This is a genomic window from Dyella choica (assembly GCF_003977665.1).
Taxonomy (GTDB): Bacteria; Pseudomonadota; Gammaproteobacteria; order Xanthomonadales; family Rhodanobacteraceae; genus Dyella_B; species Dyella_B choica.
Map to the genome: position 1 here is coordinate 65131 of NZ_RYYV01000003.1, position 15848 is coordinate 80978.

Below are 15848 nucleotides of genomic sequence, written 5' to 3' on the forward strand. Positions count from 1 at the left end.
TGTGTTTCGCTTGCCCTATTTGCCGTCATTCCCGCGTTCGCGGGAATGACGGCAAATAGGGCAAGTGCCGCTCACATCAACCTCCACTCACCGGCGGCAGGATCGCAATCTGTCCATGCTCCGGCAGCAGGCGATGGTTGTGCAGGATTTCGTCGTTGCTTGCAAAGGCCGATCGCTGCACCAGCCCTACGCTGATATGCGGCGCATACGTGCGCAAATGATCGCGCAGCAACTCGCGCAGCTCGCCGATGGTGCACGGTTCGGGGACTTCCAGTTCGATGTAGCCGCTGGCATCGGCATCGCGCAAGGCGCCGAACAAATTGATGCGGACCTTCATAGGGCACTCTCGCAAGGCAGGAACCCTTCCAGATGGCCGCTGCCGTAGACATCGACCAGCGCGCCGGCGGGCAATGCATCGACATCGGCGGGCACGACCGCCCATGCGTTGGCATCGGCCAGCGGGCGGATACGGTAAGACTCCTGGCCGTCGAGCACTTCCACCGTCAGCCGGCCTAGCGCATCACAATGCAGGCGGCTCTTGAGGTGAAAACGCAGGCGGGGCTTCTTGCTGTAGGGTTTGCTCAGCCGCACCCGGCGTGGCGTTTCCTGCGGCAAACCCAACATCTCGCGCAGCACCGGTTCCACGAAGAAGCGCAGGCCAACGGCGACGGCGATTGGGTTCCCCGGCAAACCGAACAGCAGCGCGCCGCCCGGCAAGCACCCGAACAGCAGTGGTTTGCCGGGCCGGATCGCCACCTTGTGAAACAGCGTTTGGGCGCCAAGCGATTCCAGTGCTTGCGGCACGAAATCGTAGCGCCCCATGGAGACGGCTCCGCTGGTCACGATGATCCTGGCGCCGGCATCCAGGGCACGGCGCATCGCCGACCCAAAGGCATCCGCATCGTCACCTACGGTTTCCACGTGCACCACTTCGGCGCCAGCCAGTGGCAGGCGTGTGGCAAGGAAAGGGCCGTTGGAATTGCGGATTTGCCCCGGCTCCAGCGCCTGGTCGGGATCGTCGACCAACTCGCGTCCCGTGCAGATGACCGCCACGCGTGGCCGCACGCCTACCGACACCTTCGCGATGCCCAGTGCCGCCAGCAGCATCACATGCTGGGCTTGCAGAACGGTGCCCGCATCCAGCAGGTTTTCACCGCGCGCCACATCGGAGCCCGCTGCGCGTACGTTCTGACCTGGAATTACATCGGCCAGCAAGCGGACGCGTGAAGGCGCCAGGCGCTCGGTCTGTTCGACCGCAATTACGCGATCGAGGCCATCGGGGATGCGCGCGCCGGTCATGATATCCCACGCGCCGGTTCGGGCCTGGGCCATGCCGTCGCCCGCGGCCTGCTCGCCTTCGACCTGCAGTTCCGTACCGGCGGGAACGATCGAATCGCCGCGCAAGGCAAACCCATCCATGGCGGAGTTGTCGAACGGCGGCAGGTCGACGGCGCTGGTTACGGGCACGGCGAGTACGCGTCCCAGGCATGCGTTGACCAGGCAATCTTCCGCGCCCAGCCTGGTGCCGGCATCGAGCACGATGCGCAAGGCGTGTTCATAGGCGAGCGCTTCCTGGCTCATGCATGCCCTCCGCCTGCGGCCATGGCAAGGGCATGCGCTAGGATCGGCGCCAGAATATCCATACCCTGCGCCACTGCCTTGGCGCTGCCGGGCAGGGCGATCACCAGGGTGTTGCCGAGCAGCACTGCATGCGCCCGGCTCAGCCATGCCAAGGGCGTGTGCTGGCTGCTTTCGCTGCGGAACAGTTCGCCGATGCCGTCGACATGACGATCGGCCACCAGCGCCAAAGCTTCGGGAGTGCGGTCGCGCGGTCCAAGACCCGTGCCACCCGTGCAGAGAATCAGCTTCGCGCCGCTGCCGGCCAATTCCTGCAGGCGGACTGCCAGCGCTTCGGGTTCGTCCGGATGCAGCTCCACGTCACGGACATCCGCACCCAATTCGCGCAGGCGTTCCACCAGCAGCGGGCCCGAAGCATCGGCGTATTCGCCGCGGCTGGCGCGATCGCTCAGCGTGATCACTTGAGCGTGCACGCCATCCAGCTTGTTCAGGCCGCGCGGCATGTAGTGCTCGCGCTCCGCATCGCTCATGCCTTCCGGATGCAGCCACAAGCCCTTCTTGCCGCCTTCCTTGAACAGCAGTCGCACGCCACCGATACAAAGAGCAGGCTGCACGGGCTTGGTCAGATCGTAGAGCGTAAGCAACGCAGCGCTGGCACCTGCCAGGGCTTCCATTTCCACGCCGGTGCGCGCGAACGTCGCCACTTCGCAATACACGCGAATGGCGTAACGCTCAGTTACCGGTTCGCAGCGCACGTTGATGTACTCCAGCGGCAGCGGATGACACAGGGGCATCAGTTGCGCGGCGCTTTTGGCGCCTTGCAGGCCGGCGATTTCCGCCATCACCAGCGCATCGCCCTTGGGCAGGCGGCGCTCGACGATTTGCGCGAATGCTGCGGCGCCGGCGCTCAATTCACCGACAGCCACGGCGCGGCGCGCGGTGATACGCTTGCGGCGCACGTCCGCCATCTGGAAGTGGACGCCGCGTTCCTCGCGCTCTTGCATGAATCAGCCTCCGGTGGATGCGAGATGGGGAGTGATGCCGGTGCGGCCTTCGTGCAGGAAATGGCCCTGCTCCTTGCGGCCGATCTGGCCGCCGACGGCACGCACGAGGTCTTCCAGCTGATCGTCCGACTGCAGCAGCGGGCGCAGCGGAATGCCGAATTCGCCGAACAGGCACAGGCGCAGGTCACCGCTGGCGGTCACGCGCAGGCGATTGCAGCCAGCGCAGAAATCCTTCGAATAGGGCGCAATGATGCCGATGCGGCCGGCATAGTCCGGATGGCGATATTCGCGCGCCGGACCGGCGTCGGCGGCGCGCGGCAGCGCCTGCCAGCCGAGCGTGATCAGTTCCGTTTCCAGGGCTTGCGCGCGAACGTGGTGTTCGCGGAAGAACGGCAGGTTGTCGCCGGTCTGCATCAACTCGATAAAGCGCACGCCTACCGGCCGGTCGCGCAGGTACTCCAGCCACGACGGCAGTTGCTTGTCGTTGACGTCGCGCATCAGCACCGCATTGAGCTTCACCGTAGGCAGCCCAGCCGCCAACGCCATGTCCACGCCATGCAGGATGTCGTCCAGCCGGTCGTGGCCGGTGACGCGTGCGAATACCGCGCGGTCCAGGCTGTCCACGCTGACATTGATGGCGTTGAGACCGGCAGCCATCCACTCATGTAGGCGCTGGCTGAGCAGGGTGCCGTTGGTGGTCATGGCCAGCTTGGTGATACCCGGCACCGCGGCGGCGGTACGCAGGATGTCCGCAAGATCCTTGCGTACGCTCGGCTCGCCGCCGGTGAGGCGCAGCTTGTGCATGCCCAGCTGGGTAAAGCCCTGCAGCAGTCGAGTGATTTCCGGCAAGGAAAGCGCTGCGGCGGCGTTCGCATCGGCGTGGTAGCCGTGCGGCAGGCAATACGTGCAACGGAAATTGCACGCGGGTGTGACCGATAACCGCAAGTACGGAAACCGACGGCCGTAACGGTCAGCCAGCGGGGACATGAATCTTTGCTCCTTTCCAAGCCGGGAGGCGAACGCGTTTCCGCGTCCACCCTGGTGGTCCCTTGGGGGATCACGGACGCCAAGCCATGTTCCGGATGAAGGAACCGCAGGCTGGGCGCCTCGGAGTTGTAAGTGGTGCTCTTCAGGTAAGTGTAACTATCCACCGGTTGGCGGGATACGTCTATTACGGTTTTGTCAGGGCTGCGGTGGGGATTGGTGCATGGGACGCCATGGATCGGGTATTCGGGGACCATGACGATCGCATGGAGCGGGATGACGCTTCCCAGGGTCACCCGTTGCGAATATCCCTCAATACACTCGCCAACCGATCCCGCTGCGCCAGGATCAACGCCAGCTGTCCGAGCACCAGCCGGGCAATCTCGTCATTGCCCCCTTCCGCATGCGGCATCGTGCTTTGCTCCGCCTCGCTCTCCGGCGCCAGGGCAGGCGCATTGGTCAGCAGCGCATCTGCGAGGTGTTCCAGCTTCGTGACCACGAGATTGCCGGCAAGGGTCACGGTATCGCGGGCCTGGGCGTAGCCGATCGCCTGGCGATGCGCGCCCAGTGCGGAAATATGTCCAAGCATCGTATGCGCGATGGTCAGGAAACGCAGCAGGTCTTCGTTGCCGCGTTGCTGCCGGCCCGGCTCACGCAGCATGTTGGCGAGCATGCCGCTGAGGGCGGCATCCGCATTGTGGGCTTCGCGCCGTGCGATCCGGTAGGGCAGGTCGTCGCGCTTGCCGTGCACGTACTGCGCGATGATCTGCTGCAGGTAGCGGGCATCATTGCGCAGGGTGTTGGACAGCACCTGGTCGAGCTGGCGGCCTTGCCAATCCGGCAGCACCAGGTAGATCGACAAGGCGGCAATGGCGGCGCCGATCAGGGTGTCGAGCAGGCGCGGCCACATCACTTCGTAGCCGCTGCCCGCCTGGTTGAAGCACAGCACCACGAATACCGTGATCGAGGCAGTGGCGATCGTGTAGCGCCGAAGTCGTGCTGCAAAAAACGCCACGCCGGACAACACGATCAGCAGCCATTGCCAGGGCGGTGCGGGCAGCAGACGCAGCGTGGCCCAGCCGATCACCACGCCGGCCATCGTGCCGGACACGCGCTGCAGCAAGCGTGCAAGCGTGGCGCCATAGCTAGGCTGGCAGATCAGCAGGGTGGTCAGCAGGATCCAGTAGCCGTGCTGGGGATGTACCAGGCGCAGCACGCCAAAGCCGGCCGTCAGCGCCAGCGACAGGCGGATCGCATGGCGGAAGCGTGATGAGAGCGGGGTGAGCTGGATGTGGATGCGCTCCCAGGCTTCGCTCAAGGTTTGCGGCCCCGGGTTTTGCAAGGCACCCTCTTCGCCGTCAAGCATCATGGGCGTGTGTTCGTTTTCCAGCAGGACCTGGATGGCGGTGATGTTCCGCAGCAATGCGTCCAGGGAACGCAACAGCGGCTCGGACGGCGGTTGCGGGATGTTACGAAGAGCCCGGATGGCGCTGCGCAAATCGCTTTGCGCGACACGCGGGTCGGCGGTGGCCTGGGGCGAAGTGCGCAGGCGCAACGCCTCGGCTTGTCCATGGCATTGGCGTGCCTGTAGGCGCAGGACGTGTTCGCAGCGGAACAGCACGTCGCTGTGATAGAACGCTTCGGCCAGGGCGGCATAGGGGTAATGGGCGGAGCTGACGCGCTCGTGCATGTCCTGTGCTTTGAAGTACAGCTGCAGGCGTGCCGCCGTGGCGCCGCGCGGACGGCGCATGCCAATGCGGTCGATCAGCACGATGCGCGTATCGTTGAGTGCATCCACCACCTGCTCGTTGCGCATTGCCAGCGCAAGCAGCAGCGCATCGCGATCGACGCCCTGCACTGGCGTGAACAGCGCAGCCTTGGTTTGCAGGTAGTCGCCAAGTGCATCGAATACGCGGGCGAGTGCATGCCGTACGGCGAGTTGGGGCGAGAGCACGCTCCACAGCAGCGACAGCAAGCCGTACCATGCGGCGCCGGCCAGCAGTTGCAGGGACTCGGTAAAAAAACTCGTGGACGGATGCGGCTGGTCGGTGCCGATCATCGTGTAGACGGCCAGGATCAGCGTGCCGCCGGCAATGGTGGCGTAGCGCGCGCTGATCGAACCGAGCATGACCAGCACGAAGCTCATCACGGCCAGCGCCAAGGCGAACGGCAGCGGGTGGGGCAGCAGCCATTCCACCGCAAAGGCCGCGCCAGTGAAGCACAACAGGGTGGTGAACAGGGTGCCGGAACGGCTGCGCCAATGCTCCTCGGTTTCAGCCAGCGCGCAGGCGATCACGCCGAGCATGGCCGGGATCATGGCGGAGGCATGATTGCGCCATAGGCAATACGCAATCACACCGCCCAGCGCGAGCAACACGCGCTGGCATTCGGCGAAGCGGTCCGAGCCACGCAGGCGGCGCCAATAGTGGAGCAGGGCGGAGTGGGAAGGCATGGCGACAAGGATACATGCTGCTATGCAACATTCACCTTTCAGGGAGGCTCCTCGGTGCGAGTGCCGGCATGACGGTGAGGTGGGCATACGCTAGATTCAAGCCTCCGCCGCCACCCCGCCCCCGCATGCCATCCATCAGCAACGCCGCATCCGAAGCGTTCGAACTACGCGGCGTCAGCAAACGCTATGGCAACATCGCCGCGCTGAGCGAGGTCAGCCTGCGTTTTCCCGCCGGGAGTAAAACCGCGTTGATCGGCAGCAGCGGTTCCGGCAAATCGACCTTGCTGCGCGTGTTGCTGGGACTGGAGTGGCCGGATCTCGGCGAAATCAGAGTGGATGGCGCAGCGCTGGAGCGGACGCAGGTGCTGGCATTGCGCAGGCGCGTGGGCTACGTGATCCAGGAGGGCGGGTTGTTCCCGCATCTCACCGTGCTCGGCAACCTGGCCCTGTTGCCGCATCACCTGGGCTGGAGCCGGGAGCGCATCCGCCAGCGCGCCGAGGAACTGGCGGCGTTGACGCATCTGCCCCCGGGTGCGCTGGAGCGTTATCCCGCCGAGCTGTCAGGCGGCCAGCGCCAGCGCGTAGCCCTGATGCGGGGATTGATGCTCGATCCCGGCGCCTTGCTGCTGGACGAGCCGCTGGGTGCGCTCGACCCGATCGTCCGGCATGAATTGCAGGACGAATTGAGGGCGATCTTCGATCAGCTCGGCAAGACCGTAATCGTGGTAACGCATGATATCGCGGAGGCGGCGTGGTTCGCTGATCGCCTGGTGCTGATGCGTAACGGCAAGGTCGTGCAGGACGGGCGGCTGGATGATCTGCTCCAACGACCGGCCGATCCCTTTGTGACCCGCTTCGTGGGGGCACAGCGCACCTTGCAGGGCGCCTCGCCATGAAGCGGCGGTGGCTTGCAATGGCCGCCATGCTGCTGCTTCCCATGTGGACGCATGCGGCACCTGTGCGCCTGGGTTCCAAGCAATTCACCGAATCGGTGATCCTTGGCGAAGTGGCGCGTCTGGCAGCCAGGCAGGCCGGCGTGCAAACAGTGCACCAGCGCGAGCTGGGTGGCACCGCCATTCTGTGGAGCGCGTTGCAGCACGGCGATATCGATGCGTATCCCGAATACACCGGCACGCTTACGCACGAGCTGCTGAAGAATGTTCCACCGGAGGCGGACATCCCCAAGCTGCGCGCTGTGCTCAAGCCGCTCGGCATCGGCATCACCGATTCGCTGGGCTTCAACGACACCTATGCCATTGGCATGCGCGCCGATCGCGCTGCGCAATTGGGTATCAAGCGCTTGTCCGACCTGGTATCGCACACGCAACTGCGTTTCGGCTTTTCCAATGAATTCATGGCGCGCAGCGATGGCTGGCCGGGCTTGCGCCAGCGTTATGGCTTGCCGCAGATGCAGGTGCGCGGCCTGGATCATGTGCTTTCCTATCACGCACTCGCCAGCGATGCGGTGGATGCGATCGACCTCTACAGTACCGATGCGGAGATTCCGTACTATCACCTGCGTACCCTAGACGACGATCGGCATTATTTCCCGCACTATGACGCTGTCTATGTGTACCGGCTCGACCTGGAGCAGCGCTCACCGGCCTTCGTCGACAGCTTGAAAAAACTCACCGGGCGCATTGGTGCGGACGCCATGCGGCAGATGAACGCCATGGTGAAGCTGCACGGCGAAAAGGAAACCGTGGTGGCTGCCGGTTTTCTCGGCGTGCAGCCGGATGGCGACGGCGTTGGCAGGTGGACGCGCTTGTGGCTGCGGACCTTGGAGCACCTGCGCCTGGTACTGATCTCGCTTACGGCCGCGGTGCTGATCGCGATACCGTTGGGCGTATTCGCGGCGCGCGCGAAACGGCTCGGACACCTGGTGATGGCGCTCAGCGGCGTGCTGCAGACCATCCCATCACTGGCCATGTTCGTGTTCATGATTCCGTTTTTCGGCATCGGCACCTGGCCGGCCATTGCCGCGTTGTTTCTGTACAGCCTGCTGCCGATCGTGCGCAATACCTATGCGGGGCTTACCGGTATTCCACCGGATCTACGCGAATCCGCTGCCGCACTGGGCCTGCCCCGCGGCGTGCGGCTGCGCCGCGTGGAGCTGCCGATGGCCATGCGTGCGATCCTTGCGGGCATCAAGACTGCCGCAGTGATCAATGTTGGTACCGCCACACTGGGTGCGCTCATTGGTGCCGGCGGGTATGGGCAGCCCATCGTCACCGGTATCCGGCTGGACGACACCGGCCTGATCCTGGAAGGCGCCATTCCCGCCGCGTGTATGGCGTTAGTGGTGCAGGGCTTGTTCGAGGGCGTGGAACGCTGGCTCACGCCACGCGGGATGCGGCTGGAGGCAAGGCAGTAGAAGCTGCAGTCATCGCGGGATTGCACGACCCCACCCTTGCTCTCCTTTGCTAGCCAAGGCAAGTCAATGAAGGCGTTAGCCCCGCTCATCCTCCTGTGAGGCATTCAACGCGTTAGCCGCTGCCGTGTTGCCATGGATCAGATCGGTCCACTTCAGCTCGATACCCTTGCGGTGGGCTTTACGGGTGATCTTCAGCCCCGTGGCGTCCAGCACCACCGTGTAGGGCTGCCCAGCTACTTCTACTTCGCGCCTTAAGGATTTATCCAGCGTGGTCGTCATAAGCGGTACTCCGTGGTCGACGAAACAAGGTCATGGCCCGCCATGCAGGATTTCGAGCGTCGTATCGAAGTTCGATCATCGATCGTTCCTTCCAGGGGGCGACGAGGAAACGATTGGCAATACAGATAAGGGCGCAACGAGGCTGTGCCATGCACACCGCATGGCTTCTCCCCCGGAATGGCCGCATCCGGCCTGCGCTTGCTGGTTTGTGCGAAATCGAGTTTGCGTTGGTAGTCCCGAAGGCGCATGTCTGCTCCGCCTTGGTGGTCCTGTGCATAAGGACCTTGCAACGGAATATGTCAACAACAGGACAAGTGGATGTGACCAGGATGTTGGGCCGTCATGGCGTTCCGAGCTTCATTGCGAGGAAACTGCCCGCGTCGCATCACGCATGCCTTCCCCGGCGTGATCGGCAACACATGGCTACGATCGACTTTCTCTGCGCCGAGATTTTGCGCAAGACCGGCGGGGGGACATCCTAATTGGCCGCTCTGCGCTGTTTAGCCCCAAACGGCCGGGCTCGGTAGTAGGGACCTCATCGGCCCGATGGAAGAGGCCGAAGGGAGCGCGCGCAGACTGCGTTCAGAAATGGCCGGCTTGCAGGGGCCGGAAGCCCGGATTGTCGGGGGTATTCGGTTTTTCAAACATGACGTTGACAAATACTCGACGAAATATTGCATACAAGGGGATCAAGGTGAAGCTTGTAATCGTCTGTGAGATGGGTACGGCGATGAACGATTACAAATCCATTTGGCACGACGCGTCACATTTCCATGTCACGTCAGGAGAAAAATCATGAATCGCACGATACTTGGTATGGCGGTTGCTTGCTTCGGTTTGGCCATCGGCGGCTGCAACAATCCCAGCAATCCTCCGAGCGGCAACGCTCCGGCGAATCCTTCCACGGCGGCGGCGCCTGCCGCCAATCCGCCGGCCGCGGCACCGGCCGCCGGCGCTAGCGCTAGCGCAATGCCGCCGGCATCGCCCTCGACGGCTGCGCATTGAGCAGGAAGCGAACATAAAACTCACCCGGTGGTCTGCTCGATCGCCTGCCGGTGAATCGCTTGGTCGTGTGATCGATTCCCTCCCCTGCGCAACGCGGGGAGGGCAAAGGCGGCTTCGCGATGAGAGTCGAGCACATGTCACAGTCATCGCGCCGAGTTACGGAAGCGTGGGAGCGCGAGCATCTGAACCCGCCGGACCGGCACGCGGACTGCCATTGCGGCATCGTTGTGCGTAAGGATGTCGAACGGGCTTTGTCGCCATCCCGACCCCGTCAATCGGACTAAAAAATAAGCTGGCGCCAACCCTTTGCCGCCGTTGTGACACCCAATCTCGCCAAGCCGAAAATTTTTACCTTGTTTCCGCTCGGTATGTACGGGCATGCATTCAAGATTAGCTTCATGGTGTGAGGAGGCGGCTCATGAATACGGATTACGACGTCAATATTCTCAGTGGGCTTATCGGCGCCACGATGGACAGTGCGAGGCACTACCGGAAAGTGGCCGACAACATCGGCAATCCGAGAATCCGCGCCTTGTTCGAGCATCTTTCGATCCAGCGCAAGCTGATTGCCCTGGAATTGCAAGAACAGCGTACCGCCATCTGCGGCAATCCGCAGAGCGAGGGGATACTGACCATTCATCCTTTGCGCCTGTTCGGAAATCTTCGCCATGCGATGGACTATGGCTACTGCGCGCTGATCGATGAAGTGGAGCGTTGTGAGGAGCGCATCAAGGCGAAATATGAGCACGCCTTGACAGATGGTCGCCTATCCGCGCCATCGCGTACGGTGGTACAGAACGCCTATGCATCGGTGCAGGAAGGATGTGCCGACATGCATGCGTTGAAGCGTTATCCGCACGCAGAGCAGGTTCATGGCGAACTGCTAGAGCAGCGGTAAAGAAGGGCATCAACGGCACGGTGGCCGCGCCCCTGGGCGGGGTCTGCAGGCATGAACTCCAAAGCGGGCCTGTGAACAAGATCCTGCTTGTACGCTTGAGTTCGCGCGCCAATGCTTGAGCCGCGAGGGGAATACGACAAGCTCAAACCAGTCATGCAGGGCGCACCCATGCGTGAATGATCACATTTTATTCACGAATAACCGCGTGGGTCTTGACCTCGTTTTCACGTAACCTGTCCCCGTTTTCGCTATGGTCTGCATTGTCCGGGGCCTGTTCATTGTCCGTTGCAGCGTCGCCAAATACCGTTCGGCTCATCGCCGGTAAGGCCTATTAAAATCGGGTGGGGATGGCATGAAGACTGTTCTGCTCGTGGATGACAATCGGGACGTTCTTGAGGTGACAGCCTTCATGCTTGAGGACGCCGGTTACGAAGTGGTGGCGGCGCACAGTTCCGAACAAGCCCTGCAAGTCGCTTCGGTAAGACCGGACATTGGCGTTGTGGTGACCGATCTCAATCTGAAGCAGGGAATGAGCGGCATCGAAATGGGCAAGGCCATGCACGATGAAGGGCTGAAATGCCCGATGATCGTAATGTCCGGCGATTGCGAGCCGCCGTGGGAGGAATTGCAATCATGGATGAGATATCTACCCAAGCCCTTTGATCGCAAGACCCTGCTGGCGGCCATCACCGAACACGCATGATCATGGCCGAGGAGGAAGCATCGGCGCGCCGGCACGAACCACCCTACCAAGCCGTTCGTCGTCGACGTGCAATGGCGTGAATTACGCCTGCGCAGGCACGCTGAACCAGACGCCACTTCAGCGCACCGCGCGCAACCTGAGCGCATTGGCAAACTCACGACTTCTTCCGCAGCTTTGCCGCAAGATAATGCCTAAACTCCGCTGAAGTAGGGTGTCGCCATGAGCATGCGTAGGCCGGCAAGCCTCGCCTTGATCGGATGCCTGATGATGTCGGGCGCTGGTGTCGCTTCAGTCCAGAACAGCAACACTCCCGCTGCCGCCCCTCACCAGGTCTGCCACAAGGTCAGGGTGCAGGACCGTCCGAAAGATAGCCATCAGATCGCGGGAACTCTGATTGGCGCGGCGGCAGGCGGTTTGCTGGGCAACCAGTTCGGCGGCGGCAAGGGCAAGGTGCTCACCACGGCCGGAGGCGTGGTGGCCGGGGGATACGCGGGCAAGAAGGTGCAGGAAAGCCACCAGCAAAACAACCCGACGTATCACTATGAGGAGCGCTGCTACGAGTCGCGGCAGTGACGCGGCATTCGCAGGAATCGCGTTGCGCCGAGGTCGCTCTAGACACTCTTGCGGGTCAGCAGTTAAAAAAATCCGTAGCGAATCACGACTCCACCCAGTTGCTGGACCAGCTGGCGCCCTGGCCTGCCTGCGGTAAAAGCGGCCCATGTTCCCGTTTCCGATCCTGGTAGGGCCTGTCATCACGGCGCCGCCGTCGAGCATTCGGAGCGAGGCGTTCCTGTTCGGACAAACCGATCTTGCGCTCGCGTCGAGCGATGGTGGCGTTGCGAATGCTCATGCTGCTCAGGATGAAGAGGGTGATGCCAAGGCGTCTTCGTTGGGGGCAAAGGCGCGTATGCCGCATCCATTCGGCGGTTCACGAAAGTCCGTCCGGAACGACACCCTGGGGAGGGAGCAGGAGACCGGCTTTGTGGTTCCAAGCATGCTGGAACGACATGTCATTTGGATGAAACGCATGGCGCGCAGGTTCCTGGCTGCCGTTCGTCGGTCGGAAAGGTGGGGCACCGCACCGCGCCTCCGGCGGCAACAAAAAAGGCCACCACGAGGTGACCTTTTTCATTGAATCCAGATGGTGGGCGGTACAAGGATCGAACTTGTGACACCTGCCGTGTGAAGGCAGTGCTCTACCGCTGAGCTAACCGCCCGCCGGGAACGCGAAACTATACGGGTCACGGGGCTGGCCGTCAACTCTTCGGCAGGTGGCGCGTTTTTCCATGGGTCCAAACCGCGGGGCGGCTAAAATGCCTCGTTCCCCTTGCCAAAGACGGCTGTGCCTCATGCATTTCGATCTCTCCCATATTCTGCAGGCCCTGCAGAACTTCCACATCACGCCCTGGAAGATCGTCGGCTACCTGGGCACCTTCATGTTCACGGGGCGCTGGTTCGTGCAGCTTTACTACACACGCAAATACAAACGCGTGGTGATGCCGTTGTCGTTCTGGTGGATGTCGGTGTCGGGCAGCGCCCTGCTGCTAGGCTACTTCGTGTTCGGCAAGAACGACTCGGTGGGCATTCTTTCCAACTTCTTCCCGGTGTTCGTCTCGGTGTACAACCTGGTGACGCACATGCGGCATCACGGGCGGGATGAGGTGGGCGGCAAGGTGTAGGTTGCCTTGTTAGTTGCTCCCCTCATGGCCGTCATTCCCGCGTGCGCGGGAATGACGCCCTATCAAGGCGGCGTTTATCCAGGCGGGTAGTCGTTCGCCACCATTGCGCCCCAATTTGCGTTATTCCGGGTCGTAATCGAGGTTGGGAGCCAACCATCGCTCGGCCTCCTCGCGTGTCCATCCCTTGCGCTTGGCGTAGTCTTCCACCTGCTCGCGCGTGATGCGACCCACCACGAAGTACTGGCTGTCCGGGTGCGAGAAATACCACCCGGAAACGGCGGCGGCCGGGTACATGGCGAAGCCGTCGGTCAATTGGATGCCGGCGTTGCGTGTGGCGTCGAGCAGTTCGAACAGCGCGGTTTTTTCGGTGTGATCGGGGCAGGCGGGGTAGCCGGGAGCGGGGCGGATGCCGCGGTATTTCTCCTCGATCAGCGCTTCGTTGTCCAACGACTCGCCCGGCTCATAGCCCCAGAATTCGCGGCGCACGCGTTCGTGCATGCGTTCGGCGAAGGCTTCAGCCAGGCGGTCGGCCAAAGCCTTTAGCAGGATGGCGGAATAGTCGTCATGGTCTGCTTCGAAGCGCGCGACATGGGCTTCGATGCCAATTCCTGCGGTGACGGCGAAGGCGCCGATCCAGTCCTGTTTACCGGCTTCCCGGGGCGCCACGAAATCGGCGAGGCAGAAGTCAGGCCGCTCGGCCGGTTTTTCGGCTTGCTGGCGCAGGTGGTGCAAGCGTTTGCTGCCACCGTCTTCGGCAAGCTGGATTTGGACATCATCGCCGATGCCGCAGGCCGGCCAGAAGCCGATCACCGCCCGCGCGGTGAGCCAGCGCTCGGCGATGATCCTGTCCAGCATAGCCTGCGCATCGGCCAATAGCTCGCGGGCCTGCTTGCCGACCACTTCGTCGGCGAGGATGGCAGGATAGCGTCCGGCGAGTTCCCAGGCCTGGAAGAACGGCGTCCAGTCGATGTACGCGCGAAGTTCGGCGAGGTCGTAGTTGTCGAAGCTGGTGATGCCGGGTTTGCGCGGCTGCGGCGGCGTGTAGTTTTGCCAGTCGCAGGTGAATCGCTGCTTGCGGGCATGCTCCAGCGAGACCAGTGTTTTCGCGGCGCCGCGCTGCTTGTGGCGTTCGCGGATGTCCGCGTATTCGGCGCGGATCTTCGCCATGAAGTTGTCGACCAGCTCCCTGCTCACCAACGATTGCGCCACGCCCACGGCACGGGACGCGTCCTTGACCCACACGGTGGGCGATTGGTAGTGCGGTTCGATCTTCAGCGCCGTGTGTGCGCGCGAGGTAGTGGCACCGCCAATCAGCAGCGGAATATGGAATTCCTGCCGCTGCATCTCGCGTGCGACGTGGCTCATTTCTTCCAGCGAGGGCGTGATCAGGCCGGACAGGCCAATCAGGTCGGCCTTGTGCTCGCGGGCACTGTCCAGGATCTTTTGCGCCGGCACCATCACGCCCAGGTCGATCACTTCGAAGTTGTTGCAGCGGAGCACCACGCCAACGATGTTCTTGCCGATGTCGTGCACGTCACCTTTCACGGTGGCCATCACGATGACGCCGTTGTTCTTGGCGGCATCGCCGCTGCGCAGCTTTTCCGCCTCGATGTATGGCAGCAGATAAGCCACCGCTTTTTTCATTACGCGCGCGGACTTGACCACCTGCGGAAGGAACATCTTGCCGGCGCCGAACAGGTCGCCGACGATGTTCATGCCGGCCATCAGCGGGCCTTCGATCACCTCGAGCGGACGGGTGGCCTGCTGGCGCGCTTGTTCAGTGTCTTCGTCGACGAACTGGTCGATGCCATGCACCAGCGCATGCGCGAGCCGCTCGTGCACCGGCTTTTCGCGCCAGCCGAGGTTTTCCGTCACCGCTTCGCCTTTCTTCGCCTTGTAGCGGTCGGCGATTTCAAGCAGGCGTTCGGTGGCGTCGGCGCGGCGGTTGAGCACCACGTCTTCCACGCGTTCGCGCAATTCTTCCGGCACGTCGTCATAGATCATCAACGCACCGGCGTTGACGATGCCCATGTCCATCCCGGCCTTGATGGCGTGGAACAGGAATACGGAGTGGATCGCCTCACGCACTGTATTGTTGCCGCGGAACGAGAACGAGACGTTGGATACGCCGCCGGATATATGGCTGGCCGGAAAGCGCTGTTTCAGCTCGCGCGTGGCCTCGATGAAGTCCACCGCGTAGTTGTTGTGTTCCTCTATGCCGGTGGCGATGGCGAAGATATTGGGGTCGAAGATGATGTCTTCGGGCGGGAAGTCCAGCTTTTCGGTGAGCAGTTGATAGGCGCGCGAACAGATCTCCACCTTGCGCTCGCAGGTATCGGCCTGGCCTTGTTCGTCGAAAGCCATGACCACTACCGCGGCGCCGTACTCCAATACCTTGCGCGCGTGCTCCAGAAACAGCTCCTCGCCTTCCTTCATCGAGATGGAGTTGACCACGCCCTTGCCCTGCAGGCAGCGCAGGCCGGCCTCGATCACGCTCCACTTGGAGGAATCGACCATCACCGGCACCCGCGCAATGTCCGGTTCGGCGGCGATCAGGTTGACGAAGCGCGTCATCGCGGCTTCCGAATCGATCAGGCCTTCGTCCATGTTCACGTCGATGATCTGCGCACCGCTGGCGACCTGCTGGCGCGCGACTTCCACGGCTTCTTCGTAGCGCTCCTCCTTGATGAGCTTCTTGAACTGCGCCGAGCCGGTGACGTTGGTGCGTTCGCCGATGTTGACGAACAGCAGGTCCGGCGTGATGACCAGCGGTTCAAGGCCGGAAAGGCGGGTGTAGCGATTAGTGTTCATCGATGATGCGTGTCTTATTCCCGGACCCTGTGGGGCAAGGGCCAAAGATGAGGGAGAGGGTTTTGCGGGAATGACGGCCAT

At 62.6% G+C, this 15848-nt stretch carries 15 protein-coding genes, 1 tRNA gene and 1 riboswitch; of the genes, 8 read left to right on the forward strand and 8 right to left on the reverse strand.

All coding sequences use genetic code 11. The features are described from left to right. Positions 1-76: 76 nt before the first annotated feature. The 5 genes from EKH80_RS04780 to yccS all read right to left on the reverse strand — a co-directional run bounded on the left by EKH80_RS04780 (position 77) and on the right by yccS (position 6018). Entirely contained in the window at positions 77-337 is a 261-nt protein-coding gene (locus EKH80_RS04780) for a MoaD/ThiS family protein (protein ID WP_158628748.1), read from the reverse strand. After that, positions 334-1581, reverse strand: a complete 1248-nt coding sequence (locus EKH80_RS04785) for a molybdopterin molybdotransferase MoeA (RefSeq protein WP_126683602.1) — start codon at positions 1579-1581, stop codon at positions 334-336. Before EKH80_RS04785 ends, EKH80_RS04780 begins: the two co-directional genes overlap by 4 nt. Beyond that, positions 1578-2582, reverse strand: coding sequence for a bifunctional molybdenum cofactor biosynthesis protein MoaC/MoaB (moaCB, locus tag EKH80_RS04790; protein WP_230473427.1), 1005 nt, complete (start codon positions 2580-2582; stop codon positions 1578-1580). Before moaCB ends, EKH80_RS04785 begins: the two co-directional genes overlap by 4 nt. Positions 2583-2585: 3 nt before the next feature. Continuing rightward, positions 2586-3569: a GTP 3',8-cyclase MoaA gene (moaA, locus tag EKH80_RS04795; RefSeq protein WP_126683603.1), complete on the reverse strand. Its 984-nt coding sequence runs from the start codon at positions 3567-3569 to the stop codon at positions 2586-2588. Further along, positions 3565-3707: riboswitch (molybdenum cofactor riboswitch) on the reverse strand. It overlaps the preceding gene by 5 nt. Positions 3708-3858: 151 nt before the next feature. Continuing rightward, positions 3859-6018: a YccS family putative transporter gene (gene yccS / locus EKH80_RS04800; protein WP_126683604.1), complete on the reverse strand. Its 2160-nt coding sequence runs from the start codon at positions 6016-6018 to the stop codon at positions 3859-3861. Positions 6019-6143: 125 nt separating this feature from the next. Here yccS and EKH80_RS04805 point away from each other — a divergent pair, with 125 nt between their 5' ends. Together EKH80_RS04805 and EKH80_RS04810 are read left to right on the forward strand one after the other, a co-directional pair. After that, positions 6144-6914 carry an ATP-binding cassette domain-containing protein gene (locus EKH80_RS04805; RefSeq protein ID WP_126683605.1) on the forward strand — a complete coding sequence of 257 codons (771 nt, stop codon included), beginning with the start codon at positions 6144-6146 and terminating at the stop codon, positions 6912-6914. Continuing rightward, positions 6911-8392 carry an ABC transporter permease/substrate-binding protein gene (locus EKH80_RS04810; RefSeq protein ID WP_126683606.1) on the forward strand — a complete coding sequence of 494 codons (1482 nt, stop codon included), beginning with the start codon at positions 6911-6913 and terminating at the stop codon, positions 8390-8392. The genes EKH80_RS04805 and EKH80_RS04810 overlap by 4 nt, the downstream gene beginning before the upstream one ends. 75 nt (positions 8393-8467) lie before the next feature. On the opposite strand, the gene EKH80_RS04815 is transcribed toward EKH80_RS04810, so the two are convergent. Then, positions 8468-8671 (reverse strand): hypothetical protein, encoded by a 204-nt coding sequence (locus tag EKH80_RS04815; RefSeq protein ID WP_126683607.1) that lies wholly within the window; start codon positions 8669-8671, stop codon positions 8468-8470. A 795-nt stretch (positions 8672-9466) separates the two neighbouring features. Between EKH80_RS04815 and EKH80_RS04820 the strand changes: the two genes are divergently transcribed. The 5 genes from EKH80_RS04820 (at position 9467) to EKH80_RS04840 (ending at position 12412) form a co-directional block, all read left to right on the forward strand. Then, positions 9467-9676, forward strand: a complete 210-nt coding sequence (locus EKH80_RS04820; RefSeq protein ID WP_126683608.1) for a hypothetical protein — start codon at positions 9467-9469, stop codon at positions 9674-9676. Positions 9677-10094: 418 nt separating this feature from the next. Continuing rightward, a complete protein-coding gene (locus tag EKH80_RS04825) occupies positions 10095-10574 on the forward strand; it encodes a PA2169 family four-helix-bundle protein (protein WP_126683609.1) in 480 nt (159 codons plus the stop codon). A gap of 352 nt (positions 10575-10926) precedes the next feature. After that, positions 10927-11277, forward strand: a complete 351-nt coding sequence (locus tag EKH80_RS04830) for a response regulator (protein WP_126683610.1) — start codon at positions 10927-10929, stop codon at positions 11275-11277. A 219-nt stretch (positions 11278-11496) separates the two neighbouring features. Continuing rightward, a complete protein-coding gene (locus EKH80_RS04835) occupies positions 11497-11850 on the forward strand; it encodes a glycine zipper 2TM domain-containing protein (protein WP_230473428.1) in 354 nt (117 codons plus the stop codon). A gap of 145 nt (positions 11851-11995) precedes the next feature. Beyond that, a complete protein-coding gene (locus EKH80_RS04840) occupies positions 11996-12412 on the forward strand; it encodes a hypothetical protein (RefSeq protein ID WP_126683611.1) in 417 nt (138 codons plus the stop codon). 7 nt (positions 12413-12419) lie between these two features. Here EKH80_RS04840 and EKH80_RS04845 read toward each other — a convergent pair. After that, positions 12420-12494: transfer RNA gene (locus EKH80_RS04845), tRNA-Val, on the reverse strand. A 132-nt stretch (positions 12495-12626) separates the two neighbouring features. On the opposite strand from EKH80_RS04845, the gene EKH80_RS04850 reads away from it, so the two are divergent. Beyond that, complete coding sequence (locus tag EKH80_RS04850; protein WP_126683612.1) at positions 12627-12956, forward strand: lipid-A-disaccharide synthase N-terminal domain-containing protein; 330 nt, start codon at positions 12627-12629, stop codon at positions 12954-12956. Between the two features lie 120 nt (positions 12957-13076). Here EKH80_RS04850 and metH read toward each other — a convergent pair whose 3' ends face one another. Then, positions 13077-15848 carry a methionine synthase gene (metH, locus tag EKH80_RS04855; RefSeq protein WP_126683613.1) on the reverse strand — a complete coding sequence of 924 codons (2772 nt, stop codon included), beginning with the start codon at positions 15846-15848 and terminating at the stop codon, positions 13077-13079.